General features: G+C 58.3%; 22 protein-coding genes and 2 riboswitches. Of the genes, 16 read left to right on the plus strand and 6 right to left on the minus strand.

What is annotated here, in order from left to right; genetic code table 11:
* The first annotated feature begins 49 nt into the window (after positions 1-49).
* Positions 50-1,387 (plus strand): vWA domain-containing protein, encoded by a 1,338-nt coding sequence (locus BM063_RS13175; RefSeq protein WP_143085357.1) that lies wholly within the window; start codon positions 50-52, stop codon positions 1,385-1,387.
* A 135-nt stretch (positions 1,388-1,522) separates the two neighbouring features.
* Here BM063_RS13175 and BM063_RS13180 read toward each other — a convergent pair whose 3' ends face one another.
* The 3 genes from BM063_RS13180 to BM063_RS13190 all read right to left on the minus strand — a co-directional run bounded on the left by BM063_RS13180 (position 1,523) and on the right by BM063_RS13190 (position 5,016).
* A complete protein-coding gene (locus BM063_RS13180) occupies positions 1,523-2,227 on the minus strand; it encodes a hypothetical protein (protein ID WP_143085358.1) in 705 nt (234 codons plus the stop codon).
* A gap of 280 nt (positions 2,228-2,507) precedes the next feature.
* Complete coding sequence (locus BM063_RS13185) at positions 2,508-3,311, minus strand: YqhG family protein (RefSeq protein ID WP_092039827.1); 804 nt, start codon at positions 3,309-3,311, stop codon at positions 2,508-2,510.
* Positions 3,301-5,016 (minus strand): DEAD/DEAH box helicase, encoded by a 1,716-nt coding sequence (locus BM063_RS13190; protein WP_092039830.1) that lies wholly within the window; start codon positions 5,014-5,016, stop codon positions 3,301-3,303. Before BM063_RS13190 ends, BM063_RS13185 begins: the two co-directional genes overlap by 11 nt.
* 240 nt (positions 5,017-5,256) lie before the next feature.
* A riboswitch (glycine riboswitch) is annotated at positions 5,257-5,347 on the plus strand.
* A gap of 176 nt (positions 5,348-5,523) precedes the next feature.
* Here BM063_RS13190 and gcvT point away from each other — a divergent pair.
* Genes gcvT through gcvPB form a run of 3 tightly spaced genes read left to right on the plus strand, consistent with a single transcriptional unit; the run spans position 5,524 to position 9,490 of the window.
* On the plus strand, positions 5,524-6,618 hold the full coding sequence (gcvT, locus tag BM063_RS13195; RefSeq protein ID WP_092039833.1) for a glycine cleavage system aminomethyltransferase GcvT: 1,095 nt from the start codon (positions 5,524-5,526) through the stop codon (positions 6,616-6,618).
* 59 nt (positions 6,619-6,677) lie between these two features.
* Positions 6,678-8,024 (plus strand): aminomethyl-transferring glycine dehydrogenase subunit GcvPA, encoded by a 1,347-nt coding sequence (gene gcvPA / locus BM063_RS13200; RefSeq protein ID WP_092039836.1) that lies wholly within the window; start codon positions 6,678-6,680, stop codon positions 8,022-8,024.
* A complete protein-coding gene (gcvPB, locus tag BM063_RS13205; RefSeq protein WP_092039838.1) occupies positions 8,021-9,490 on the plus strand; it encodes an aminomethyl-transferring glycine dehydrogenase subunit GcvPB in 1,470 nt (489 codons plus the stop codon). Before gcvPA ends, gcvPB begins: the two co-directional genes overlap by 4 nt.
* 142 nt (positions 9,491-9,632) lie before the next feature.
* Here gcvPB and BM063_RS13210 read toward each other — a convergent pair whose 3' ends face one another.
* The gene (locus BM063_RS13210; protein ID WP_092039842.1) at positions 9,633-10,088 is read right to left on the minus strand and encodes a ferritin-like domain-containing protein; all 456 of its coding nucleotides are present in this window, start codon (positions 10,086-10,088) and stop codon (positions 9,633-9,635) included.
* Between the two features lie 770 nt (positions 10,089-10,858).
* Positions 10,859-10,973: riboswitch (SAM riboswitch) on the plus strand.
* Positions 10,974-11,117: 144 nt separating this feature from the next.
* Here BM063_RS13210 and BM063_RS13215 point away from each other — a divergent pair.
* The 9 genes from BM063_RS13215 (at position 11,118) to BM063_RS13255 (ending at position 19,717) form a co-directional block, all read left to right on the plus strand.
* A complete protein-coding gene (locus BM063_RS13215; RefSeq protein WP_092039844.1) occupies positions 11,118-11,930 on the plus strand; it encodes a MetQ/NlpA family ABC transporter substrate-binding protein in 813 nt (270 codons plus the stop codon).
* 35 nt (positions 11,931-11,965) lie between these two features.
* Positions 11,966-13,003, plus strand: coding sequence for a methionine ABC transporter ATP-binding protein (locus BM063_RS13220; protein WP_092039850.1), 1,038 nt, complete (start codon positions 11,966-11,968; stop codon positions 13,001-13,003).
* A complete protein-coding gene (locus tag BM063_RS13225) occupies positions 12,981-13,649 on the plus strand; it encodes a methionine ABC transporter permease (protein ID WP_245752274.1) in 669 nt (222 codons plus the stop codon). Before BM063_RS13220 ends, BM063_RS13225 begins: the two co-directional genes overlap by 23 nt.
* Positions 13,650-13,870: 221 nt before the next feature.
* Complete coding sequence (gene fadH, locus BM063_RS13230) at positions 13,871-14,638, plus strand: 2,4-dienoyl-CoA reductase (RefSeq protein WP_092039855.1); 768 nt, start codon at positions 13,871-13,873, stop codon at positions 14,636-14,638.
* 13 nt (positions 14,639-14,651) lie between these two features.
* The gene (locus BM063_RS13235; protein ID WP_092039858.1) at positions 14,652-15,632 is read left to right on the plus strand and encodes an NAD-dependent epimerase/dehydratase family protein; all 981 of its coding nucleotides are present in this window, start codon (positions 14,652-14,654) and stop codon (positions 15,630-15,632) included.
* A 119-nt stretch (positions 15,633-15,751) separates the two neighbouring features.
* The gene (locus tag BM063_RS13240; protein ID WP_092039885.1) at positions 15,752-16,525 is read left to right on the plus strand and encodes a lipoate--protein ligase family protein; all 774 of its coding nucleotides are present in this window, start codon (positions 15,752-15,754) and stop codon (positions 16,523-16,525) included.
* 208 nt (positions 16,526-16,733) lie between these two features.
* A complete protein-coding gene (locus BM063_RS13245; RefSeq protein WP_092039860.1) occupies positions 16,734-18,413 on the plus strand; it encodes a carbon starvation CstA family protein in 1,680 nt (559 codons plus the stop codon).
* Between the two features lie 87 nt (positions 18,414-18,500).
* Entirely contained in the window at positions 18,501-18,716 is a 216-nt protein-coding gene (locus BM063_RS13250; RefSeq protein WP_092039888.1) for a cory-CC-star protein, read from the plus strand.
* The gene (locus BM063_RS13255) at positions 18,707-19,717 is read left to right on the plus strand and encodes an ArsA family ATPase (RefSeq protein WP_092039863.1); all 1,011 of its coding nucleotides are present in this window, start codon (positions 18,707-18,709) and stop codon (positions 19,715-19,717) included. The genes BM063_RS13250 and BM063_RS13255 overlap by 10 nt, the downstream gene beginning before the upstream one ends.
* A gap of 72 nt (positions 19,718-19,789) precedes the next feature.
* On the opposite strand, the gene BM063_RS13260 is transcribed toward BM063_RS13255, so the two are convergent.
* Positions 19,790-20,140 (minus strand): hypothetical protein, encoded by a 351-nt coding sequence (locus tag BM063_RS13260; protein ID WP_092039866.1) that lies wholly within the window; start codon positions 20,138-20,140, stop codon positions 19,790-19,792.
* A gap of 373 nt (positions 20,141-20,513) precedes the next feature.
* On the opposite strand from BM063_RS13260, the gene BM063_RS13265 reads away from it, so the two are divergent.
* From BM063_RS13265 to BM063_RS17350, 3 genes are all read left to right on the plus strand, one after another.
* Positions 20,514-21,821 carry a serine/threonine-protein kinase gene (locus BM063_RS13265; RefSeq protein ID WP_092039868.1) on the plus strand — a complete coding sequence of 436 codons (1,308 nt, stop codon included), beginning with the start codon at positions 20,514-20,516 and terminating at the stop codon, positions 21,819-21,821.
* A gap of 212 nt (positions 21,822-22,033) precedes the next feature.
* Positions 22,034-23,515: a sodium-dependent transporter gene (locus BM063_RS13270; protein ID WP_092039872.1), complete on the plus strand. Its 1,482-nt coding sequence runs from the start codon at positions 22,034-22,036 to the stop codon at positions 23,513-23,515.
* Positions 23,515-23,637: a MetS family NSS transporter small subunit gene (locus tag BM063_RS17350; protein WP_143085359.1), complete on the plus strand. Its 123-nt coding sequence runs from the start codon at positions 23,515-23,517 to the stop codon at positions 23,635-23,637. Before BM063_RS13270 ends, BM063_RS17350 begins: the two co-directional genes overlap by 1 nt.
* Before the next feature lie 113 nt (positions 23,638-23,750).
* Here the strand turns inward: BM063_RS17350 and BM063_RS13275 are convergent.
* A partial coding sequence (locus BM063_RS13275) for a transposase (RefSeq protein WP_143085360.1) occupies positions 23,751-24,035 on the minus strand: 285 nt, incomplete at its 5' end.

Genomic DNA, 24,035 nt, shown 5'->3' on the forward strand with positions numbered 1-24,035 from the left:
GCGGAAGTCTACGCATCATTTGCCCCATCGGAAAGGAGAAAAGTTCTGGATGAGACGGTCTTTGATCCTGATGGTCATTTTCAGCCTGATTGTTGTCGAAGGATGTTCCCTGTTGTCCAAGAACCCGGGCGCCGAAAGTCCGGAAGGCGGCGATCCGGAATCGTTCCAGGCGGCGACCGACATCGACGGGATGCTGAAGGAAGGCCCCGGCAAGCTGGCGGGGGACAAATATGACGAAGCGAAGCTGAAAAAGGAACTTAACGGGCTTCCGGAAGGATTGTCGGCGGAGGAGGCATACAACCGCCTGATCTATTTGCTGGCGGAGGATTACGGTCCCGTTGTGGAGGAGATCGAAAATTTCAGGCCGTCCTTTGACGTGGGCAATCTCGAGGGGTCGAAAAACGCTTCGGAGGAGAAGAAGGAGGAGCCGCCGGACCGGGTCAACGTTTCCATTCTTTTGGACGCCAGCGGAAGCATGGCCGGCAAGGTGAACGGAAGGGTCAAGATGGATCTGGCCAAGGAAGCGATCCAAAAGTTCGTGTCCCATTTGCCTGAGCAAAGCCGGGTGTCCCTCAGGGTTTACGGCCACAAGGGCAGCAACAGCGAAAAGGACAAAAAGGTTTCCTGCGACAGCACGGAGGAGGTGTATGCCCTGGGGGCGTACGATGAAAGCCGGTTTAAAGAGGCGCTCGGCCGTTTCAAACCCACGGGCTGGACGCCGCTGGCCTCCGCCATCCGGGGAGCGGGGCAGGATCTGTCCGCGGAAAAGGGTGAAAAGGTCAAGAACGTGGTCTATGTGGTGAGCGACGGGATAGAAACCTGCGGCGGGGATCCGGTGAAGGAGGCCAAGGCGCTGCACGAATCGGATATCCAAGCCATTGTCAACATCATCGGCTTTGACGTGGACAACGCGGGGCAGCGGGCCCTCAAGAAGGTGGCCGAAGCCGGAGGCGGAGAGTATCAGACCGCCCGCACCGGGGAGGATCTTCAAAGGTTGTTCGAGAAGAATCAGGATTCCATCGGCGACTTGTTCCGCACCACCGGGTACCGGGTCGGCAACCTCTTCGAAATGAACGCCTATAAACTGGACATGATCGACGAAATTGAAAATCTGCTCGGAAGCAATCCGTTTGTCGGAAGCAAATTCATGGAGGTCTATGACCGGGAGCATCAGCGCCTGAAGAAGGCGGCGGATCTGCTGGCTTCCCTTGGGAAAATCGACGAAAAGACCGGGGAGGACCTGCGCGGAAAGATCGATCGCCGCTTGGAATTGATGCGGAAATATCGGGATGAGAAGAAGGAAGAGTTGCACGACCGGCTGGATCAAGCCCTGGAGAAAGCGAATCGCAAGATGGAGGAAAACATCGACGGGGCGCTGAACCCGTGAAGCACCATGCGCTCGGCGGCCGGAACTGCCCGCTTGTTTGTCCGTGACCCCATGGCCGGTTTCCAGGTTCCCGTTTTGACCCGCAAGAAAAAAGGCCCGAATGCGGGCCTTTTTTCGTTTCCGGCGATCGGCGCCTCATGAGACCGCCGTTTGCTTTCGATGCAGTTTGAACAGCGCCCAGCCTCCGAGGAGGAGGAGGAGACCGATCAATGCGTGGGTGGGATGGGGCGTGGCGGTCTTGGGCAGTTTTCCGCCCTGCTTGGAATTTTCGATGACCTGGGCGACCTTTTCGGGGGCGGTGGTCACCGCGGGGGCTTCTCCCTTTTCAAGGGGAGCGAGCGTCAGGCGACCCTGCTCGTCCACCTGCAGTGTCCGCGATTTTTGAAGGCCCGTTTCCACCCCGTTGATCTTGCCCCGGAAGGCGACGAACAGGTGGTATTTCCCGGGCTTCAGTTCGGCGAGATTTTTGACAAAACGCGGACCGTGGTTCGACGGGCTTTCCCTGAGTTCCACCATCTCTCCGCTCTCCGTGCCCAGGGCGAAGCTCCATTTCCCTTCGGCATTTTCCGCGTAGTGGAGGTCGGCGGAGATCTTTGAACCGTCGATCTTCACGGAAAGGGAAGGAATCTCAAATATGTATTCCTTGTTCAGCCTGCCGGTGCGGTCCCCCAGCTGGCCCTCGAAGGAGACATTCAGCTGGTGCTTGCCGGGAGAGGTGATGGAAAATTTGGCCTGGGCTTGTCCGCCCTCGTATTCGACGGTGGTGGAGTCGTGGCCGTCCAGGACGAAAGACCAGTCTCCCCGGACATTTTCTTCCCCTTCAAGGGTGGCGGTGAACACCCATTTTCCCTCCCCGGCCGGCCGATGGGAGACCTTCACGACATGTTCCGCCGCTTCATCGGATGTTGCAAACACAGCAGAAGGAATTCCAAATAGAAGAAAAAATGAGAGAAGGAAGAAGTGCCATCGGTTCATCGCTTTTCCTGCCCTCCCGTTCCGCATTGGTTATCCTTAGATTATCATATTTGCCGGTTCTGTAAAACTACCGATTTTTAATTTTCGAGAAAAAATCATAAAAAAATGCGGGGAAGCGGCCGGGCCTTCCCCGCCCCGCCGGGAGTCAGTCGGCGGCGGAACCGTCCAGATAAAACAGGCCGGCATTGATCACTTCCACTTCGACGCGCGGGTGGTGTTGCCAGATGGTCTCCCGGATTCGCTGCTCCTTTTCGCTGCTTTTCACTTCTTCCGGGTAGAAGTGTTCCAGCTGTTCCAATTCCATTTTCATCCGGTTCAAGGCCTGTTCCGCCCAGTCCAGATCCTGCTGTTCGATCCGTTCTTGCAGGAACCGTTCCAGCTCTCCCACCCCCTCCACGATCGTCAGCTGGGGTTGAACCGTGTGCCGGTTGGCCGGCAGCCTGGCGGTCCACCGCCGCCGCAACATCTTGCGGAAAAAATCCTCGACGATTTCACCGCTGTGCAGATTGATCCCCAGGCAGCAGATTTCGTCCTTCTTTTGGTCGCACACGAAAGAGATCTGAAAATTGACTCCCAGCCACGGGATATAGGGGCGGGAGGTCAAGGGACTTCCCACGGGAGCGGGCTTTTCTTCGAAGAGGCGGACAAACCTTCCGCGCTTTTTGGCGGATTCCAGCATGGAAACAAATCGGGGGGAACCGTAGGTCAAAAGTTCTCCCCGGTCGTGTTCGCCCAATCGCTGCGGGTCAAAGACGAAGGTGAGGAGGGAGGGTTTGGGCTCAATCCCCATTTTCTCCACGTACATCCAGTAAAAGGGCCGGTTGACCAGGTCCTTGTCCGCTTCGATGGAAAGCTGCGTGACGAGATGTTCCGGACTTTTTTCGACAAAATGGCAGCCGTGGGCGGTTAAAAACCGTTCGGCAAACGAGCGGATCCGATCAGCCTCCATGGAGCCACCTCTCCCGGCGCCGGTTGTCGGCGAGGATTTCCTCGCGGGTTTCGCGGATGCTCTCCCCGAGGGCCGACAGTTTCCTTCGAATCTGCCGGTCGTCCTCCGCCTCCAGCATGATCTGCATCAAACGCTGTTCCAGGCTGTCCTTCAGCTTGAGCCGCTCCAGAATGGTTTCCAATTCGCCGATCACCATTTCAAACATGTTGATTTTTTCGTGGAGCAGCCAGATGATGTGCTCTTCGATGGTGTTTTTGGTGGCGAAGTTGTAGATGTGCACATCGCGGGTCTGGCCGAGACGATGCACCCGGCCGATCCGCTGTTCCACCCGCATCGGATTCCAGGGCATATCGTAGTTGATGATGTGCCGGCAGAATTGCAGATTGATGCCTTCCCCGCCGGCTTCCGTGGCCACCATGACCTGTGCCCTTTTCTGGAACAGTTCCATCATCCAGTCCTTTTTGTTTCGGGCAAAGCCGCCTCGGTACGGAACGGCGGGGATGTTCTCGGCGGCCAGGCAGCGCAGGATCATCTCCTGGGTCGCGCGGTATTCGGTGAAGAGAATCACCTTTTCCCCGATTTTCTTGATGAGTTGAATCGCCCGGTCCACTTTGGACTGCCGCCTGACGGCCCGGAGCAGGTCCACCAGATGGGCCACCTCGGGGGAAATTTCCTCCGCATCCCTTTCCGAACGTTGAAACAGCTTGAACAGGGTGAGGAAGGCGGCATCCCGGCTGCTGCACACTTCCCGCTGGAGCACGATCAGGGAGAGGGCGCTTTTCAAGTCGCCGGCGCCCTGGCGGGCGCGCTTCCGGACAAACTGGGTGACCCCGTCGTACAAGGCTCTCTCCTCCGGGGAAAGGGTGATCGGCACGGTGGTCACGTGCCGTTTGGTCAAGGGAACGTGTCCGTCGCTGCGCCGGTTGCGGATCATCACCCGGCGGATTTCTTCCCGCAGGCGTTCCTCGTTTTTCGGCAGGCGCTTGCCGGCCACATATTCGTTCTGGAAGGTGGACTCCCGCCCCAAATGGCCCGGTTTGAGGAGGGTGACCAGGTTGAACAGCTCATCCAACTGGTTCTGAAGCGGGGTGGCGGTGAGCAGGAGACAGTATTTCTTCCGGATCTCGTTGACGAATTGCCAGTTTTTCGTACGTCGGTTTTTCAGCTTGTGCGCCTCGTCGACGATCAGCAGGTCGTAGGTTTGGGAAAGGACCTTTTCCCGGTGCGGTTCCCGTTTGGCGGTGTCGATGGAGGCGACCAGGATGTCGTACTGCTCCCACATCCAGGATTGCTTCTGGGCCATGGCCGGGATCTGAAACTTCTGGTTCAACTCCCGCGTCCACTGCAGGACCAGCGAGGAGGGGACGAGGATCAGGGCCCGCTTCACCAGGCCGCGGATGAGGTATTCCTTCAAGATCATTCCCGCTTCGATCGTCTTGCCCAGCCCCACTTCGTCCGCCAGGATGGCCCGGCCGTTCATCTCGTTGATGACGCGGCGGACGGTGTCGATTTGATGGGGGAGGGGGGTGAAGCCGCTCAGGGCCTTCAGGCAGCGAAGCGTGTCGAAGTCGGGAACGGCCTGGGCTTCCGCCGCCTCGAGGGCCAATTGAAACCATTCCCACGACGACCAGCCGGTGTCCGTTTCGACCCGCTTCAGAAACGGGCGCAGCCATGTTCGATCCATGCGGATGGGAACCGATCGCACAGTCATCCCTCCCGGAGATTCCGTCTTACGTAGTATGGGTTGGAAAGAAGAAGATTATAAGACCCGGGATATTTCCGCCTCCTTCGCGCCGGTTCATCCTCGGCGGGCGGGAAACAAACCGCTTCGATCACGAGGGTGAAAGAGAACAAAAGGTGTGGTACACTCTCTAATAGGCCATAGGCATGCAGTGGAAAAGGGGCCATTCGCACTCATCGATTCGTCACAACGGAAAAAATGCGGGTGAAGGCGGGAGGAGAGACCGCGCATGCGGCGCCGAAGGGGCAAGCCCGTAAAGGGTGAATCTCTCAGGCAAAAGGAGGCCCGCCGGACGCAACTCTGGAGAGAGCCCGCCCCGGGCGGGCCACCCACGGGGCATCCCGACCATGTCGGGAGAACTCTCAGGTTTCCGGACAGAGACGCCAGCACCAAAGGGGGGTTCTCTGTCCTTTTTGTTTGAAAAAGCGGAAAGTGTGAGAAACTGAAGCCAAGTCCAGTGGAGGTGGCACTGTGTCGCAACTGAAGCGGACCCCGCTTTATGAAGTCTACAAGGATCAGGCGAAAATGGTGAACTTCAGCGGATGGGAACTGCCCGTCCAATTTTCCGGCATCATTGCGGAACATGAAGCGGTCCGCACGCGGGCGGGCCTGTTTGATGTCTCCCACATGGGCGAGGTGGAGATCAGCGGACCGGACGCCCTGGATCTCATTCAGAGGCTGACCACCAACGACGCGTCCAAACTGGTGCCCGGAAAGGCGCAATATTCCATCATGTGTTACCCGAACGGCGGCACCGTGGACGATCTGTTGATCTACCGGGGGACGGATTCGTTCCTGCTGGTGCTCAACGCGGCGAACGTGGAAAAGGATGTGGAATGGATCGAGAAGCACGCCTCCGGCGAGGTGAGGGTCCGCAATCTGTCGAATCAGATGGCGCAGCTCGCCCTTCAGGGTCCGCTGGCCGAACGCGTCCTCGGCAAGCTGACGGATGCGGATCTTTCCTCCATCGGGTTTTTCCGTTTTCGGGACGACGTGAAGCTGGCCGGGACCGTGGCGATGGTGTCCCGAACCGGTTATACCGGTGAAGATGGCTTTGAAATCTATCTCAACCCGGAGGATGCCCCGAAGGTGTGGCGGGAAATCCTCGAAGCCGGGAAGGAGGAAGGGGTGCTTCCCTGCGGACTCGGGGCGAGGGACACCCTTCGCTTTGAAGCCTGCCTGCCCCTGTACGGAAGGGAGCTTTCCCCGAACATCACTCCCATCGAGGCGGGGCTCGGATTTGCCGTCAAACCGGAAAAGGGGGATTTCATCGGGCGCGATGTTCTGGCGGAACAGAAGGCGGAAGGCCCTCCGCGGAAGCTGGTGGGCCTTGAGATGATCGACCGCGGCATTCCCCGCACCCATTATCCGGTTTACGCCGGAGAGGAGAAAATCGGAGAGGTGACCACGGGAACCCAGTCTCCCACCCTGAAAAAGAGTGTGGGCCTGGCCCTGATCCGAGCGGAATACGCCGAGCCCGGAAATGAAGTGGAAGTGGAGATTCGTGGCAGGCGGCTCCGGGCCGCCGTCGTGAAAACCCCCTTTTACAGGCGGCCCAAAAAATAGATGCGGTGATAGAAAGCTTCAATAAATAGATGGGGAGTCCATCGCGGAGGAGGGATCCGATGAAATTTCGCTATCTGCCGATGACGGAAGAGGATCGGCGGGAAATGCTTTCCGCCATCGGCGTCGATTCCGTTGACGATCTGTTTGCGGACATTCCGGAAGGGGTGCGGTACCGCGGGCGCCTCAACCTTCCGGACGGACTGTCGGAGCCGGAGCTGGTCCGGCATATGCAGCGCCTCTCCCAGAAAAACACCACCTTTGATCAGGCGATTTGCTTCTTGGGGGCCGGCGCGTACGAGCACCACATTCCCAGCGTGGTGGATCACATCATTTCCCGTTCGGAGTTTTACACCGCTTATACGCCCTACCAGCCGGAAATCAGCCAAGGGGAATTGCAGGCCATCTTCGAATTCCAGACGATGATTTGCGAGCTGACCGGCATGGAGGTGGCCAACTCCTCCATGTACGACGGTCCCACGGCCCTGGCGGAAGCGGCCGGAGTGGCGGCGGCGGCGACGCGCAAGAAAAAGGTTCTCGTCTCCCGGACGGTCCATCCCGAAGCGCGGGCGGTTTTGCGCCTGCAGGCCAAGGGGCTGGGGCTTGTGGTGAAGGAGATTCCCCACAAAGAGGGGATCACCGACCTGTCCCTTCTGGAGGCGGAGGCGGCTGAGGATACGGCGGCGGTGATCCTGCAAAGCCCCAATTTCTTCGGAAACCTGGAGGATGTGTCTCGCGCCGAGCCGATCGCCCACCGGCACAAGGGGCTGCTGGTGGTCAGCACGAACCCGATTGCCCTCGGCCTGATCAAGCCGCCGGGTGCGTGCGGCGCGGATATCGTCGTCGGGGATGCGCAGCCCCTGGGCATCCCCGTCGGGTTCGGCGGCCCCCATTGCGGTTTCTTCGCCACCACCCGGGCGTTGATGCGTCGCATTCCGGGACGGATCGTGGGACAGACCACCGACGAGGAGGGCGTGCGGGGCTTCGTGTTGACGCTCCAGGCCCGGGAACAGCACATCCGCCGGGAAAAAGCCACTTCCAACATCTGCTCCAACCAGGCCCTCAATGCCCTGGCCGCGGCGGTGGCCATGTCGGCCCTGGGGAAACAAGGGATCCGGGACATGGCCCGGCTCAACCTGCAAAAGGCCCATTACGCCCGGAAGCGGCTGGCGCAGATCCCCAAGGTGCAGCCTTTGTTCGACCAACCTTTCTTCAACGAATTTGCGGTGAAGCTCTCCCGTCCGGTGGGGGAAGTGAACCGCGGGCTGCTTCAACAGGGGATCATCGGCGGCTACGACCTGGGGAGGGATTACCCGGAACTGGCCGGATCCATGCTGTTGGCCGTCACGGAAGTGCGGACCAGAGGCGAGATCGAGCAACTGGCCGAAGCATTGGAGGGATTGCTGTGAACCCGGGGAAAAAGTTGATTTTTGAGCTCAGCAAGCCGGGACGCGTCGCCTACAGTCTTCCGGAGCCGGATGTTCCTGCGATCGAACCGGAGGAGGTGCTCCCCGAGGAACTGCTTCGCGATGAGCCACCCGAGCTGCCGGAGGTGTCCGAACCGGACCTTGTGCGCCACTACATCGAACTGTCCCGCCGCAATTACGGGGTGGACAACGGTTTCTACCCCCTCGGCTCCTGCACGATGAAGTACAATCCCAAAGTGCACGAGGACGTGGCCCGGCTCCCCGGCTTTGCGCGGATCCATCCGTACCAGCCGGAGGAGACGGTTCAGGGCGCCCTGCAGCTGATGTATGAACTGCAGCAATATCTGGCGGAGATCACCGGGATGGACCGGGTCACCCTGCAGCCCGCCGCCGGCGCCCAGGGCGAGTGGACCGGCCTGATGATGATCCGGGCCTATCACGAAAGCCGCGGCGACACGGGGAGGAACAAGGTGATCGTTCCCGACTCGGCCCATGGAACCAACCCGGCCAGCGCCACCGTCGCCGGGTTTCAGACCGTCACCGTCCCCTCCGACGAAAGGGGACTCGTCGATGTGGAGGCGCTGCGGGCGGCGGTGGGGGAGGATACGGCGGCCCTCATGCTGACCAATCCCAACACCCTGGGGCTGTTTGAAAGGGAAATCCAGGAGATCGCCGATATCGTGCACCAGGCCGGCGGGCTCCTCTATTATGACGGGGCCAACGCCAACGCCATCCTGGGCATCGCCCGCCCCGGGGACATGGGGTTTGACGTGGTCCACCTCAACCTGCACAAAACCTTCACCACCCCCCACGGAGGGGGCGGTCCGGGTGCCGGGCCGGTGGGCGTCAAGAAGGAACTGGCTCCGTTCCTGCCCGTTCCCGTCGTGGAAAAGGGAGAAGACGGATATTATTTGAAGGAGGATCTGCCGCAATCCATCGGGCGGGTGAAGGGGTTTTACGGCAACTTCGGCATATTGGTACGGGCTTATGCCTACATCCGCACGATGGGGCCGGACGGCCTGCGCCGGGTGTCGGAAAACGCCGTCCTCAACGCCAACTATGTGATGCGGAAGCTGGCCCCGTACTTTGACCTGCCGTATCCGCAGCACTGCAAGCACGAGTTTGTGCTCTCGGGCAAGCGGCAGAAGAAGCTGGGCGTGCGGACCCTGGACATGGCCAAGCGGCTTCTGGATTTCGGCATCCATCCGCCGACGATCTACTTCCCGCTGATTGTCGAGGAATGCCTGATGATCGAGCCCACGGAGACGGAAAGCAAGGAAACCCTCGACCGCTTCATCGACGCGATGATCCAGATCGCCCGGGAAGCGGAGGAAAACCCGGAACGGGTTCAGGAGGCGCCCACCGCCACGGTGGTGAAGCGCCTGGACGAGGTGACCGCCGCCCGGAAACCGGTGTTGCGCTGGGAGAAGAACGAGAAGGCGCAGTGACCTTGTATTCTGATCGCAACAAGGGACCCCGACCGTTTTCGGTCGGGGTCCGGTGTTTTGAAGGCTTTTCGTCGTGCGATCTGCCCGGGCGGATCAATCCTGTCCGCCCGGCATCCCGCCCTGACCGGGATGGGCGGGATGTTTACGGATCTTTGCAGCACAATTTGGTCAGGAAATAGTTGAAAGTGACGGCGTGCTGCTGTTCATCCAGAGCGGCGCGCCTGAAGGTCCGCCGGATGTGGGGATCGAAGGCCCTGTCGGAGATGTCGAGGTAGAAATCCACCGTTTCCAGTTCATCCTCGATGGAAAACTTCAGTCCCTGCCGATAATTCTCGGGAAGGGATCCCTTCGTCACCATCGGCTTGTGTCCGGTGAGTTTTTTGTAGATCCTGAGAAACCGTTTGTAGTGCTTGATTTCATCCCTGCGGATTTCCCGTATGCTGGTCCGTTCCTTTTCCGTCGGCGCCAGCCGGGCCAACGCTTCGTAATAGCCGATGGCCTGATATTCCCCGTTGATCGCTTTCGCGATGTCGGCGATGAGCCGGTTGATCGGTTCCGAACTGCTGGAGTCGGTGCCGGGGCAATAAAAGGCATTCATCCGCGACCCTCCCAGGAAACTGAGGCTAAATGCTCATTTCACCATATGGTTGCGTGTCCCGATGGGTGCGCCCATTTTGGGGGAAAGCCCCTTCCGCCAAGGGGGGGTATGGAGGCAAGAAAAAAGACGCGGTTGTCGAGGCCGCCGTTGATGCGGCGCCGTCGGGAGGCAATCCCCTCCCCGTCGCCCTGGAGGCGGACGGTTTCGCGGGGTGGAGAGGCCGTGCGTTTCGGGATGAAGATCTCGCCGCCGGACCATCCGACCCCCGGCACCTGTCGCGGAAGCCATTGGAGCGCTTCTTGCGGGGCTTGTTTCGGCGAAGACGATCCATATGAAACGCATCGAAAATTCTCTCGTTTCGGATTTCTTCCCAGCGTCATTTGAGTGATGCGGGCATGATTCGCCTTGGGACCGCCTGTTTTCGGTCACAGCCAACAATGCAGCCGGAATGCCGGCAGGCCGAAGCGCCGGACTTTCACCAAAGGCGGCGATGAATAATCGGTTGACGATCGTGGTCAGGAGTCTCGATCATCCCGGCACTCTTGGTGCTGCAGCCGGGTTGCATCCCATATTGCAACCCATTGCCGGCTTGCATGCGCCGATCATGGCGGTCGTTAGAATCTCCCCTGTGTCTGCCATTGGGTCGGAAAGATATCCGGTCCCAGATGCACGTCCGGCTGACCGTTGAAAAAAGTTGACGCCGCGCCTCGGTTTTCCTATAATAAATCCAAACAATTCTTATGTGAATAACATGTGAATATGGCGCTGCGCTCTTATCCAGAGTAGGCGGAGGGACTGGCCCGATGAAGCCCGGCAACCTTCTTGCGCTGAGCGGGAAAGGTGCTAATTCCTGCAAAACGGTGAATCCGTTTTGAGAGATAAGAGAGGCGGGAAGAAGATGGTCGTTGCATGCCTCTCTGTCTTTCAGAGGGGCATTTTTCATGGTTTTTTCGGGTGCGACCCCCCGCCCGGGCGTTGTCATAATTCCTGTTATTCTCATCAAAATACTAAGAAAAGGATGGATGACCCGTGAGAAATTTCGTCCAGTCGGTACTGATCAGTGTCCTTTTGCTTGCGGCGGTCGGCTGCGGCACCGATGCCGATGCCGGAAAACCGTTGGACGCGCATCGGTTGGTGGTCGGGGTTACGGCAGGTCCCCATGAACAGATCATGGAAAAGGTCAAAGAGGTGGCGGCCAAGGACGGATTGGACATCGACATCAAGGTGTTCAACGATTATCCGATGGTGAACATCGCCCTTGCGGAGGGGGAACTCGATGTCAATTCCTTTCAGCATGAGCCCTACCTGGAGCAAATGAAAAAGGACAAGAATCTGGACCTGGTGGCGGTTGCCGATACCGTCAACTTTCCGATGGGGATTTACTCCAACAGGATCAAGGACTTGAAGCAGCTGAAAAAAGGAGACAAAATCGGTCTGCCCAATGACCCGACCAACGGGACGCGCGCGCTGCTCCTGTTTGAACAGGCCGGGCTGATCAAGTTAAAGAAAGGCATCGGCATCCAAGCGACGGTGAAAGACATCGTGGAAAACCCGTTGGACCTGGAGTTGGTCGAACTGGAGGCGGCGCAGATTCCCCGCCAGCTGGATGAATTTGCCGCCGCCGCGATCAATACCAACTTTGCCGTCGAACACGGTTTGTTGCCCACCCGCGACGCCATTTTTATGGAGCCGAAGGATTCCCCCTGGGTGAATGTGCTGGCGGTGCGGACGGAGAACAAGGATGATCCGGTGATCCAGAAGCTGATCAAGGCCTACCATTCGGAAGAGGTGAAGCGTTTCGTGGAAGAGACCTTTAAAGGTTCCGTGGTTCCTTCCTGGTAACCGGAAAAATGCCGCTCTTGAAAAGGGGGAGGACGATGATCCGGCTGATCAACGTGTCAAAAACCTTTGTCACAAAAAAGGGGAAAGTGGAGGCACTCAAAAATGTTTCCCTCGAACTGAAAAAGGGGGAGATCTTCGGCGTGATCGGGCACAGCGGGGCCGGGAAGAGCACGTTGATCCGCTGCATTAATTTGCTGGAGCGTCCCACGTCCGGAACGGTGCTGTGGAACGGGGTTGATTTGATGTCTCTGTCGCCCAAACAGCTGAGGGATGCCCGGCGGAAGATCGGGATGATCTTCCAGGGGTTTCACCTGCTGAAAACGGCAACGGTTTATGAAAATATTGCGATTCCACTGAAACTTTCGGGAGTGTCGAAGAAGAACATCAAGGAGCGGGTGGAAAAATATTTGGATGTCGTCGGATTGAAGGACAAGCGCGATGATTATCCGAGCCAGTTGTCGGGCGGACAGAAACAGCGGGTGGCGATTGCCAGGGCGCTGGCGCATGAGCCGGAGGTGCTGCTGTGCGATGAAGCGACAAGCGCCCTGGACCCGGAAACCACCGATGCGATCCTTGAACTGCTGTTGAAGATCAATGAGGAATTCGGGATCACCATCCTCCTGATCACCCATGAAATGAACGTGATTCAAAAAATCTGCGATCGCGTCGCGGTCATGGAAAAGGGTCAAATCGTCGAATCCGGTCCGGTCCTGAAAATCTTCACTTCCCCGGTCCATGAGACGACGAGAAAATTCGTCAACAGCCTGTTCCATGTCCAATTACCCCAGGCGCCGTCTGATCGACGGTACGAAACCGGGAGGCTCGTCTCCCTGTTCGTCCGCTTCCCCGTCGGAGAGACCGTCTTGACGCAGGTGGGCAAGAGGTTTAACGTGTTTCCCCATATCCTTTCGGGGGGTATTCTTCACCTCAGGGAAGGAACCCTGGGCAGGTGGGTGGTTCACTTTACAGGGGATGAGAAGGAAATTGAACAAGCGATGCTCTTTTTGCAAAACCAGGGGGTTCGGATCGAAGGAGTGAATGGGCGTGAAGATTTCAATCGGCGGATTTCTTGACCGATGGGGGGACACCCTTTGGGAAGCGACGCTGCAGACGTTTCAAATGGTGGGCATCTCCCTGTTCTTCTCCGTTGTCATCGGACTGCCTTTGGGAGTGCTGTTGGTTTTGACCCGTCCGGGGAAAAGTTGGTCCAATCCGCTCCTTTACCAGATTCTCAATTTGATCATCAATATGATCCGTTCCGTTCCCTTTATCATTCTCCTCTTTTTCATCTTGCCGTTTACGAAATGGGTTGCGGGTACCACCATCGGGGTCAGAGGAGTGATCGTTCCCCTCGTCGTTTACACCGCTCCCTATATCGCCCGATTGATGGAGCAAGCGCTCTTCCAGGTGGATCGCGGAGTGATCGAGGCCTACGAAGCGATGGGGATCCGGACCAGAGACATCATCTGGCACGTGATGATTCGCGAGGCGAGGCCTTCCATCGTTTTGGGCCTGACCATCGCCACCATCGGTTTGATCGGAGCCACAGCCATGGCGGGATTGGTCGGCGGAGGAGGACTGGGGGATTTGGCATACCGTTTTGGACATCTGCGATATCAGGCGGACGTCATGTATTTCACCGTGGGATTGTTGATCCTGCTGGTTCAAGGATTGCAAACCCTCGGAAACCGGCTTGCGGATAAATTGAAAAAGGATTGAGCCCTTCGGCTTCCGTCGCAAAAGGCTCTTTCTCCCTGGGGGGAGATTCTCCCTGGGGGGAGATCTTTTTTTGTACGCAAGGGTTCCGGGCCGGGATGTTGACAAGCCTTTTCCGATGACAATAGGATGTTCATAGGAGACTGAAATTTGAAACAGCGATGCCGAAAGGGACATCGTTGCGCAAGGGAGTCGTTTTAGAGCATCAGGGCGGGAGGTAAAACATGAAGGGACAAACCGTGATCGTCACCGGCGGGAGCAGCGGGATCGGGAAAGGGATCGCCGCCAGGCTGTGCCGGGACGGAGCCCATGTGGTGATCATCGGCCGAAACGAAGAAAAACTGAACCGGGCCAGGGAGGAGATCGAAACCTTTGACGGCCAGGTGTTGACCATCCCCATGGATGTCCGAAATCCGGATCAGGTGGCGGAGATGGTGAAAAAGACCAAGGAGCGGTTCGGCCGGATTGACCATCTGATCAACAATGCGGCGGGCAATTTCATCGTCCATGCGGAGGATTTGTCCATCAACGGGTGGAACGCGGTGATCAACATCGTGTTGAACGGGACCTGGTACTGCTCCCAGGCGGTGGCGAAGGACTGGATCGCCTCCGGCGGGAAGGGTTCCATCGTCAACATCGTCGCCACCTATGCCTGGACGGGGTGTGCCGGCGTGGTTCATTCCGCGGCGGCCAAGGCGGGGGTGCTGGCCATGAGCCAGACCCTGGCGGTGGAGTGGGGCAAAAAGTACGGAATCCGCGTCAACTGCGTGGCCCCGGGACCGATCGAGAACACCGGCGGTGCCGAGAAGCTGATTCTCTCCGACGACATGAGGAAACAACTGCTGGACCACATTCCCCTCGGCCGGCTGGGACGGGTGGAGGAAGTGGCCGATGTGGTGGCGTTCCTCCTTTCCGACCGGGCCGAGTACATCAACGGCGCATGCATCACCGTCGACGCCGGCCTGTGGCTGGCGGGGCGGCGGATGATTTGAAGGGGGTGGCGGAATGCGCGTGCTGGTAACGGGCGGAACCGGTTTTGTCGGAAGAAACCTGCTTTATCACCTGCATGAACAGGGACACGACATCACCCTGCTTCATCGTCCCACCTCCCGGTTGATCGATCTGCCGGAGGGAATCCGCTGCGTGACGGGCGATTTGACCCGCCCCGAGACGATTCGCGACGTTTGCAGGGGAATGGACTGGGTTTTTCACGTGGCCGGGGACGTCACCTGGGGGCGACGCCTGCGGAAGCGGATGTTTGCCAACAATTTGGAAGCCACCCGAAATCTCCTCGACGAGGCGGAGCGAAGCGGGGTCAAGCGCTTTGTCTACACCAGTTCCGCGGCCGCCGTCGGCCTTCCCGATTCCGAGCAGCCGGCGGATGAAACGTTTCCCTTCAACGGATACGACCTGAACGTGGGCTACGCCATCGCCAAGCGCCAGGCGGAGGAGGCGGTTTTGTCCCGGGCGGCGCAAGGGTTTCCCGCCGTGGTGGTCAATCCGACGGTCGTCATCGGCATCCGCACCTACAGCTCCTCCTTTTTTGCCGCGGTGGCCAAGGGGCGGCTCAGGATCGCTCCCGACGGCGGGGTGAACCTGGTGGATGTGGAGGACGTGGCCCGCGGGCATTTGCTGGCCGCGGAAAAGGGAAGGGTGGGAGAACGGTACCTGTTGGGAGGAACCAACCTGTCCTTCCTGGAGGCGTTCCAAAAAATCGCCGAGGCGGGGGGACATGGGGGGAGGATGCGCCTCCTCCGCAAGCCGGTGGCGATTCCCCTATCGCTGGCGGCGGAGGCGGCGGCGATGCTGAGCGGCGGGGAACCGGCCCTCGCGTGGGATCTGGCCAAGCTTTCCGGGCGGAAGCTCTATTATTCCTCCGACAAGGCCGCGCGGGAGTTGGGATATTCCCCCACCCCCTTCGAGAAGACGGTGGAGAAGACGGTGCGGTGGCTGAAGGAGCGGTGGAAGTCGGCCGGCCGCGGTTGAGCGGCCCCGGACATCCGGCTACAATGGGAGGTGGACAATGACTGGGAGTGTGACGCGCATTGGCGACGGGACAGCAGTGGCGCCTGCTTCGCACCGGAAAAAGGAGCGGCGCCGAAAACATGGCCATCGATGAGGCGATTCTCATTGCCGGAGGGGAGGGCAAGGCTCCGCCGACGATCCGCTTTTACGGATGGGATCCCCCCACCCTCTCCATCGGATATTTTCAGCGGGCAGCCCGCGAAGTGGATTTTGCGCGGCTGAAGGACCGGGGATTGGGATTTGTGCGGCGGCCCACGGGCGGCCGGGCCGTGCTGCATGATCAGGAACTGACCTACAGCGTCATCGTGGCGGAGGATGTTCCGGGGATGCCCTCCTCGGTGATTCAATCCTACCGGGTGATCAGCACGGGGCTTTTGGAGGGGTTCCGCCTGCTGGGACTGGCGGCGGAGATGGTTTCCCTCGAGGGAAAGGCGGCGCAAAGCGGCTCCCCCGATTCCGCCGCCTGTTTCGATTCCCCTTCCTGGTACGAGTTGGTCGTGGAGGGGAGGAAGGTGGCCGGAAGCGCCCAGACCCGGCAGCGGGGAATGATCTTGCAGCACGGGTCCATTCTGCTTGATCTGGATGTGGATCTGCTGTTCGATGTGCTGAGGTTCCCTTCGGAACGGGTCAAGGAGCGGATGAAGCGGACCTTTTTGGACAAGGCGGCGGCGATCAACCAGCTTCGCCGGTCGCCGGTGACCCCGGAGGAGGCGGAGGAGGCCTTCGCCGAAGGGTTTGCCCGCGGATTGGGCGTCCGACTCGTCGAAGGAGAGCTGACGCCCTATGAACAAAAGTTGGCGGAGGAACTGGCGGAAAACCGCTATGCCTCCGATGAATGGAACATGAGGAGATAAAGGGAAGGCAATCCCTGCACGCAAGCCCCCCGTGAACGCGCGTTCGCGGGGGTTTTCTGTAGGGTTCGGCGGAACGCGCAGCCGGGCGCCCTAAAATGGAAATCAATTCCTTTTCAGGGGAGGGATTGCCCTTGATAAGTTGGATGATTCAGATTACGATAATTATGTGCAAAGCGTCCACTTTCTGAATTGAACAGGGGGGTCAAGAATGAGCCCGATAGTTGTCGCAATTGGCGTACTTATTTTGTTTTTTCTGGGATATCGGTTTTATTCAAAGTATCTCGCCGAAAAGGTGTTCCGGCTGGATCCCAATTTTCGCACCCCGGCCCACGAATTTAACGACGGGGTGGACTATGTTCCCACCAACAAGTTTGTGCTCTGGGGGCACCACTTCAGTTCAGTGGCGGGGGCGGCGCCGATCGTCGGGCCGGCCATCGCGATGATCTGGGGTTGGGGGCCGGCGCTTTTGTGGGTGACCCTGGGGACGATTTTCTTTGCGGGGATGCACGATTTCGGCACCCTGTGGGCTTCGGTGCGCAACCGGGGCGAGTCGATCGGATCGATCACCCGCAAGGTGATCGGCGACCGCGCCAAAAACCTGTTTTTGCTGATCATTTTCTTCCTGCTGGTTCTGGTCAACGCGGTCTTTGCGGTGACCATCGCCAATCTGTTCACCGCCTTCCCGGCCAGCGTGCTGCCGTACTGGTTGCAGGTGCCCGTGGCCATCGCGGTCGGGGTGTTGGTGTACAAGCGGGGAGTGGGACTGTTCTGGCCGTCCATCGTCGCCCTTTTCCTCCTGTTCGCCTTTATTTTCGTCGGGGCGGCCTTTCCGGTGGAGCTGCCGAAGGAGATCGGCGACCTTTCCTCCACGGCCTGGTGGGTGCTGATCATGCTCCTTTACGGGGCCATCGCCTCCCGCCTGCCGGTGTGGCTGCTGCTGCAACCCCGGGATTACATCAACTCCCACATGCTGTTTTTGGGGCTGATCATCATTTATCTGGGGCTGTTCGCCACCAATCCGGACTTCATCGCCCCCGCGTTCCGGGAGGCCCCGGCGGATGCGCCGCCGCTTTTGCCGCTCTTGTTCGTCACGGTTGCCTGCGGCGCCATCTCCGGTTTCCACGGATTGGTCGGTTCCGGAACCAGCTCCAAGCAGATCGATAAGGAAACGGATGCCCGCTTTGTCGGATACTTCGGAGCGATGGGCGAAGGCATGCTGGCCCTTGCCGCCATCATGGCCACCGCGGCGGGCTTTGCCTCCCTGGATGCCTGGAACGAACATTATGGCAGCTGGAAATCGGCCAGTGCGGGCGGGACGGCCGCCTTTGTGACGGGGGCCGGAAACTTCCTGTCCAACCTGGGGATTCCCGCGGAGATCGGGACGACCTTCATCTCCATCATGGTGATCGCCTTTGCCGCGACCACTCTGGACACCTCGATGCGGCTGCAGCGGTTCATCCTGTCCGAGATCGGGGAACAATATAAGATCAAATCCCTGCAAAACATCAATATAAGCACCGTCGTCACACTGATCACCTGTGCCGCTCTGGCCTTTTTGGCGGATCCCTCCAATCCGGGAGCCGGAGGAATGATCCTGTGGCCCCTGTTCGGGACGACCAACCAGCTGACGGCCGGTTTGTCCCTGCTGGTGCTGACGCTCATTTTGTGGCGCTGGGGGCGGAACTTTCTCGTTTCCCTGATTCCGCTGATCTTTATCGTCGCCATGACCATGTCCAGCATGGTGCTCAGCATCATCGATTTCACCCGCCAAGGGAACACCCTGCTGGTGGTGATCGGAACGATCATTCTGGCTCTGAATGCCTGGCTGATCTTGGAGGGGCTGCTGGCGGTGAACCGCCAGAGACAAGAAAACCGGCTTTCGACATGAGCCGGAGGGAGGAAATTTCCGTTGAGCCGAACCTTCCTTTCGAAATGGCGTAAGCATCTTAAACAGGTCAAGAACTTCTACGAGGAAATGTATTTCGTCCCCTACCGCAGGACGATGAAACGGGAGATCCGGGACGAAGAAGATGTCTTCAAGCTGTTGGCGTTTTCCGAAATGCTGGGGATTCCCAATCCGGTCTCTTACTACACCCTGGAGCTGATCCCCTTCATGCTGGAGGATTTCCATGATTGGCACCGGCGCATGGGAATGGAGAAATCGCCCCTGGATGGTTTTCGATGCTGCTAGGAACCGGTTCGGAAAAACAGAAGGAGTCGTCGGATGTGAAGGAACACACGGGTGAACGGATCGCCTTTTTCGGCGGAAAGGGCGGAGTGGGAAAAACGACCTGCTCCGCCGCCTATGCCTTGGCGCTGGCGGAAAAGGGACGGCGGACGCTCCTGGTCTCCACGGATCCCGCGCATTCCCTGGGCGATTTGCTGAATGTGCGGACCGGGGATGAGGCCTGTCAGGTACGCGATTTCCTCTATGTGCGGGAAATCGATCCGGAGCGGGCTTCCCGCCGTTATCTGGAGGAAGCGAAAGAAAATATGCGGGGTCTGGCGGCGCCCAGATTGTGGAACGAGGTGGAGCGGCAGATGGATTTTGCCGCCGCTTCCCCGGGGGCGGATGAGGCGGCGCTCTTCGATGAGATGGTGTCGGTGATCCTGGAGGCGGAAGGGGCTTACGACCGGATTGTGTTTGACACCGCTCCGACCGGTCACACCCTGCGACTGCTCTCTTTGCCGGAACTGATGGGGGTTTGGATCGAGGGGATGCTCGCCCGCCGCAGAAAAACCCGCGAGTTGCGTAAGATGCTCCACAACGCCTCCGGACTGGCCGATGACGATCAACCGGAGGACCGGGTGTACGCATTGCTCCAGAGGCGGAAAAACCGGTTTGCCTTCGCCCGGAAGCGGCTTCTCGATCCGTCTTTCACTTCCTTTTATTTCGTGGTCAATCCCGAAAGGCTGTCCATCCTGGAAGCTTTCAAGGCCCGGAATCTGTTGAACAAATATGGGATTCCCGTCGGAGGGGTCGTGGTGAACCGGGTGATTCCCGAACAGGCGGACGGCGCTTTTTTGGCCCAACGCCGGGAACAGGAAAAGGTGCATTTGCAGGAGGTGGAGAAACGCTTCGGCGACCTTCCCCTTCTGCATATCCCTCTGGAACCCAAAGACATTCAAGGGATGGAAGGGATCCGCGCGGTTTCCGAACGCTTTCGACGGGAAAATTTCGGGGGCATCTGACCCGGGATGCCTGCCCCATTTTAACGGCCCCGCCCTTTTGGAGGCGAGGCCTTTTTGCTTCCGCGGAGAAGGTTACCGTTTCCGATCGATGACGATGTGAACGGGGTTTCTCGGGGCGGAGGCGGCAATTCTCCTGCGGGCTTCCCGCCGGAGGGCATCGTACCGGTCGGGACGCACCTCCGGCTTCGGCGTGATTTTCACGATCAGCCGGCGACCGGTGTAGTACACCTCCGCCTCCTTTACCCCCGGCGTCTGGAGGGCCGCCCGTTTGATATAGTCCTTCTGATAGGAGACGTAACTGTAGGAGCGGCTGTCGTTGGACAGGCCTTCCCGATGTTCCGGCCGTTCGGTCAGCTGGCAGGCGGCGTTCATCAACAGAAACAAAAGGGTGACGGCGGCGATCACTCCTCTGCGAAGGGACAAGTCTTCACCTCCCGTCCGTTTGCCGCATCCTTCGCGGTGCGAAGGGGCGCGCGGGGAATTCCGTTTTTTGGATCCGAGTCAAATCTTTTTATATTTTGACGCGATCGGCGCCTTTCTATGCGGCAAATCCGGACAGAAGCCGGGTTCCAGCCCGGAGCGGAATTGCCAATCGGCCGCATCATTGTGTAGCATATCGATATTGATGAATCAAACCGAGAACGTCGCTTAATGCCCTGTATGTCATCCTGAAATTATGCTACATTGATAGAAGAATATTTTTTCGCATTAGGGCGACAAAGGAGAGGACTTCTTTTCGTTTTTCGTTGCCGCTTCTCCGCCGGAGCAAATCTGTTTGTGGGAAGGAAGTGCATCGATGCAGTCGGAAAACCGAGCAGCGGGGCGGTATTATGAACGATTTCAGGTCCTGGACACCATCCATTTTTTTAACAGAAAATTAATTCTCGCCAAGGAGCCGAACGGCAGGCAGGTTTTTCTCCAGGAGATCGAAATGAATCACTTCGTTCCCCCGGGAATCCGGGAGGTGCTGCGAAATTTCGATCATCCCCATGTGGCCCCCATCCAGGACGTCATCGAGGAACATCGGCGGATCATTTTGGTTCATCCGCCCATGATCGGGGAACCCCTCTCCATGCTTGTGGATCCGGACCATCCGATGCCACCCATCCAAGCGCTTCGCATTTTTCGCAGGTTGTTGAGGACGATGGTCGATTTGTACAATCTTCCCCTTCCGATGACCACCACGTTGGATCCGAGAAACGTGATCATGGACGAAAACAACCCGTATGTCCTGTTCCTCAATTTCAAGAAGTTGTCACCGCCTCGATTTCATGAAAAGTGGAGGGAACTGCTTTATTTTTTGCTGACCGGAAAGGAACCGGAAGGGGATGTGCGCCGGTCGATCGAGGATCATCAGGACATCCCTCCGGAATTGAGGCGGCTGATCGCCGCCTGCTTCGATCCCGCCAACACCATTCACGATGTATTGGCGCTCGCGGAATCCACCCGCATTCAGCTGCCGGAGAAGAAAAACCCCTTGAAGAAGTGGCTGTATCCGGTGGCGGCGGCGGTTCTGGTGGTGTTCGGCGCCCTCCTGGGGATTCAGCTCACATCGAACACGGCGATGTCCGAACCGTTGAACCTGGAAGCCGAACCCCGCCGGCTGGCCACCGTTTCTCAGCTCCGGCTGGATGATGCAAGCCAGGTGTATTCCCTCGGCCTGCCGGAGGGGGAACCGGTCCGGATCCGGGCGGAGCTGACCCGGGTGGATAATCGTTCCTTCACCCTCGCCTTGGTGTCGGAAGAGCAGCGGCGTGGATATGGAATATACATAGACGAGCAGGGGAAGGTTCTGTTTTTGGAAAAAGCGGATGGAGAGGACCCCCTCCTAAGCGGTCAGGATCGGACAACCCCTCCCGTCGAGCCGGGCAAACGATATGTTCTTGAAATGGTGTACATTCCGGACGAACCCCTCTACGTCACCGTCATGGAGAACAGCGGGAGAAACAAGAGGGGAGCCGTCGGTCCGATTCCGGCCGTCAGCCCTTCCCGGGTGCAGTTTCAAGGGGGAGAGGGAATCGTGCTGCACCAGTTGAAGGCGATCCGGTTGGACGATCTGAGCGAAACGGACAGCCAGGGCGGCACCGCGAGCAGTCTTTCCTGAAAAATGTGGAGATGCGGGCCGAGATCATCTCCCGGGCCGACTTTGCTCGGGAGATGCAGCTTTTTGGGGAAGCGGACGGACAAGTTTGTTTTTGGCAAGGATTACCCTTTTTCTGAAGAAGGAAATTTGTCGAGTATTGTCGAATATGGTATTCCGTATGTAGAAAAAAACAAAATATTAATATGACTTGTGGAGTGGAGGAGAGATGGTTTATGGAACAGCGAGAACGTTGGGCGTCTAAAGCGGGCTTTATTCTTGCCGCGGTCGGTTCGGCGATCGGATTGGGAAACATCTGGCGTTATCCGTACGTGGTGTATGAAAACGGAGGCGGCGCCTTTCTGATTCCCTATTTCGTCGCCCTGTTGACCGCGGGGATTCCGATTTTGCTCCTGGAGTACGTGATCGGCCACAAATATAAGGCTTCTCCGCCTTTCGGATTTCGAAAAATTCGCAGAGGAGCGGAATGGATCGGCTGGTGGCAGGTTATCGTGGCCTTTTTTGTAATCACGTACTACATGGCGATTCTCGGGTGGGCGCTCAGCTACACCTACTATTCCTTCGGAACCCAGTGGGGAGAGGACACGGAAGGATTCTTCTTCAACCATTATCTCAGCATTTCCGAGGGTTTCTGGGGATTCGGAGGCATTCAGTGGAAGGTCCTCATTCCCTTCGTCATCGTTTGGGCCGTCACCTACTGGATCATGCAGCGGGGCGTGAGCCGCGGGATTGAGGTGGCCAACAAAATCCTGATGCCTGTATTGATCGCCATGATGATCATCATCACGATCCGCGGGGTGACGCTGCCCGGGGCGGCTGAGGGGTTGAATGTGCTGTTCACCCCGGATTTCGGGGCCCTGGCCGATCCGAAGGTGTGGGTGCAGGCCTACGGCCATGTGTTCTTTTCTCTCAGCATCGCCTTTGCCATCATGATTACCTACTCCAGCTATCTGCCCGACAAGACGGACCTGACCAACTCCGGCTTGATCGCCGGGTTGGCCAACAGCGGCTTTGAATTTATGGCCGCCATCGGGGTTTTCGCCACCCTGGGCTTTTTGGCGGCCGTGCAGGGGGTTGCCGTGGAGGAAGTGGCAACGGCGGGGGTCGGTTTGGCCTTTGTCGTCTTCCCGCAGGTGATCAACGCCTTTCCCTTCTGGAATTCCCTGTTCGGGGTGCTGTTTTTCGGGTCGCTTCTTTTCGCCGGGTTCACATCGGCCATTTCGATTTTGGAACCTGTTGTCGCCGCGGTCCGGGAAAAATTCCACCTGTCCCGCAAAAGCGCGGTCAACTGGGTGTGCGGTTTCGCTTTCCTGGTCGGACTGCTCTATACGACCAGCGGGGGGCTCCGTTACCTCGACGTGGTGGACCATTTCACCAACCAGTACGGGATTGTCCTCGGCGGGCTGCTTGAAGTGATTCTGGTCGCATGGATTGCCGGGAAACTGGGCGAATACCGCGAGCACGCCAACCGGATTTCCTATGTGCGGCTCGGGGGCTGGTGGAACATCTGCCTCCGGTGGATCACGCCGGTCCTGCTCACCTGCATGCTGTTGATGACGCTGCTCAACGAGTTCAGCAAGCCCTATGAAGATTATCCCTACAGCGGGCTGCTCGCCTTCGGGTGGAGCGTGTTGGGAATCATCCTGATCGGTGCCCTGTACTTCACGAGATTGCGGCAGGAAGGAGGAAATGCGTGATGGGCGTTTCGGCGTGGATCATGTTTTTGCTCGGCGCCGCCGGTTTGTGGGGCGGATTGGCCTATTTCCTGTGGCATCACATCAAGGCGGAAAAGCAAGTCCAGCAAGAAGGTCAGTCCTGACCAAAAAAAAGCCCCCGACCAGGGGGCTGAGATTGATGACAAACCCCCTGGCTCTTTTCGCAAGAAAAGCGCCAGGGGTTGCATGTTTATGGGAAATAAACAGATAAAGGAAATCAGATTTGGTAAATTAGGCGGATCACAAAGCCTTTTCCTCTCTTCGAGAGGAGCAAGGCCATTTTTTTGATGTTTTGAGCCACGGCAATAAGGAGGCATTGCTCTCTGACTTTGGCAAGCCCCCTGTAGCGTGCATAACGAAGCCCATGAAGTTCTTTGGCGTCAGCGAAGCTGCGCTCAATGGTCTGACTCCGTCGTTTATACAGTTGTTTGCCCCTTTCACTTAAACGGTTTTGACGTGCCCACTCTTTTGCGTCTTCCCAAACATGACGAGTGATCGTTTT

The sequence above is a fragment of the Planifilum fulgidum genome (genome assembly GCF_900113175.1).
GTDB lineage: Bacteria > Bacillota > Bacilli > Thermoactinomycetales > DSM-44946 > Planifilum > Planifilum fulgidum.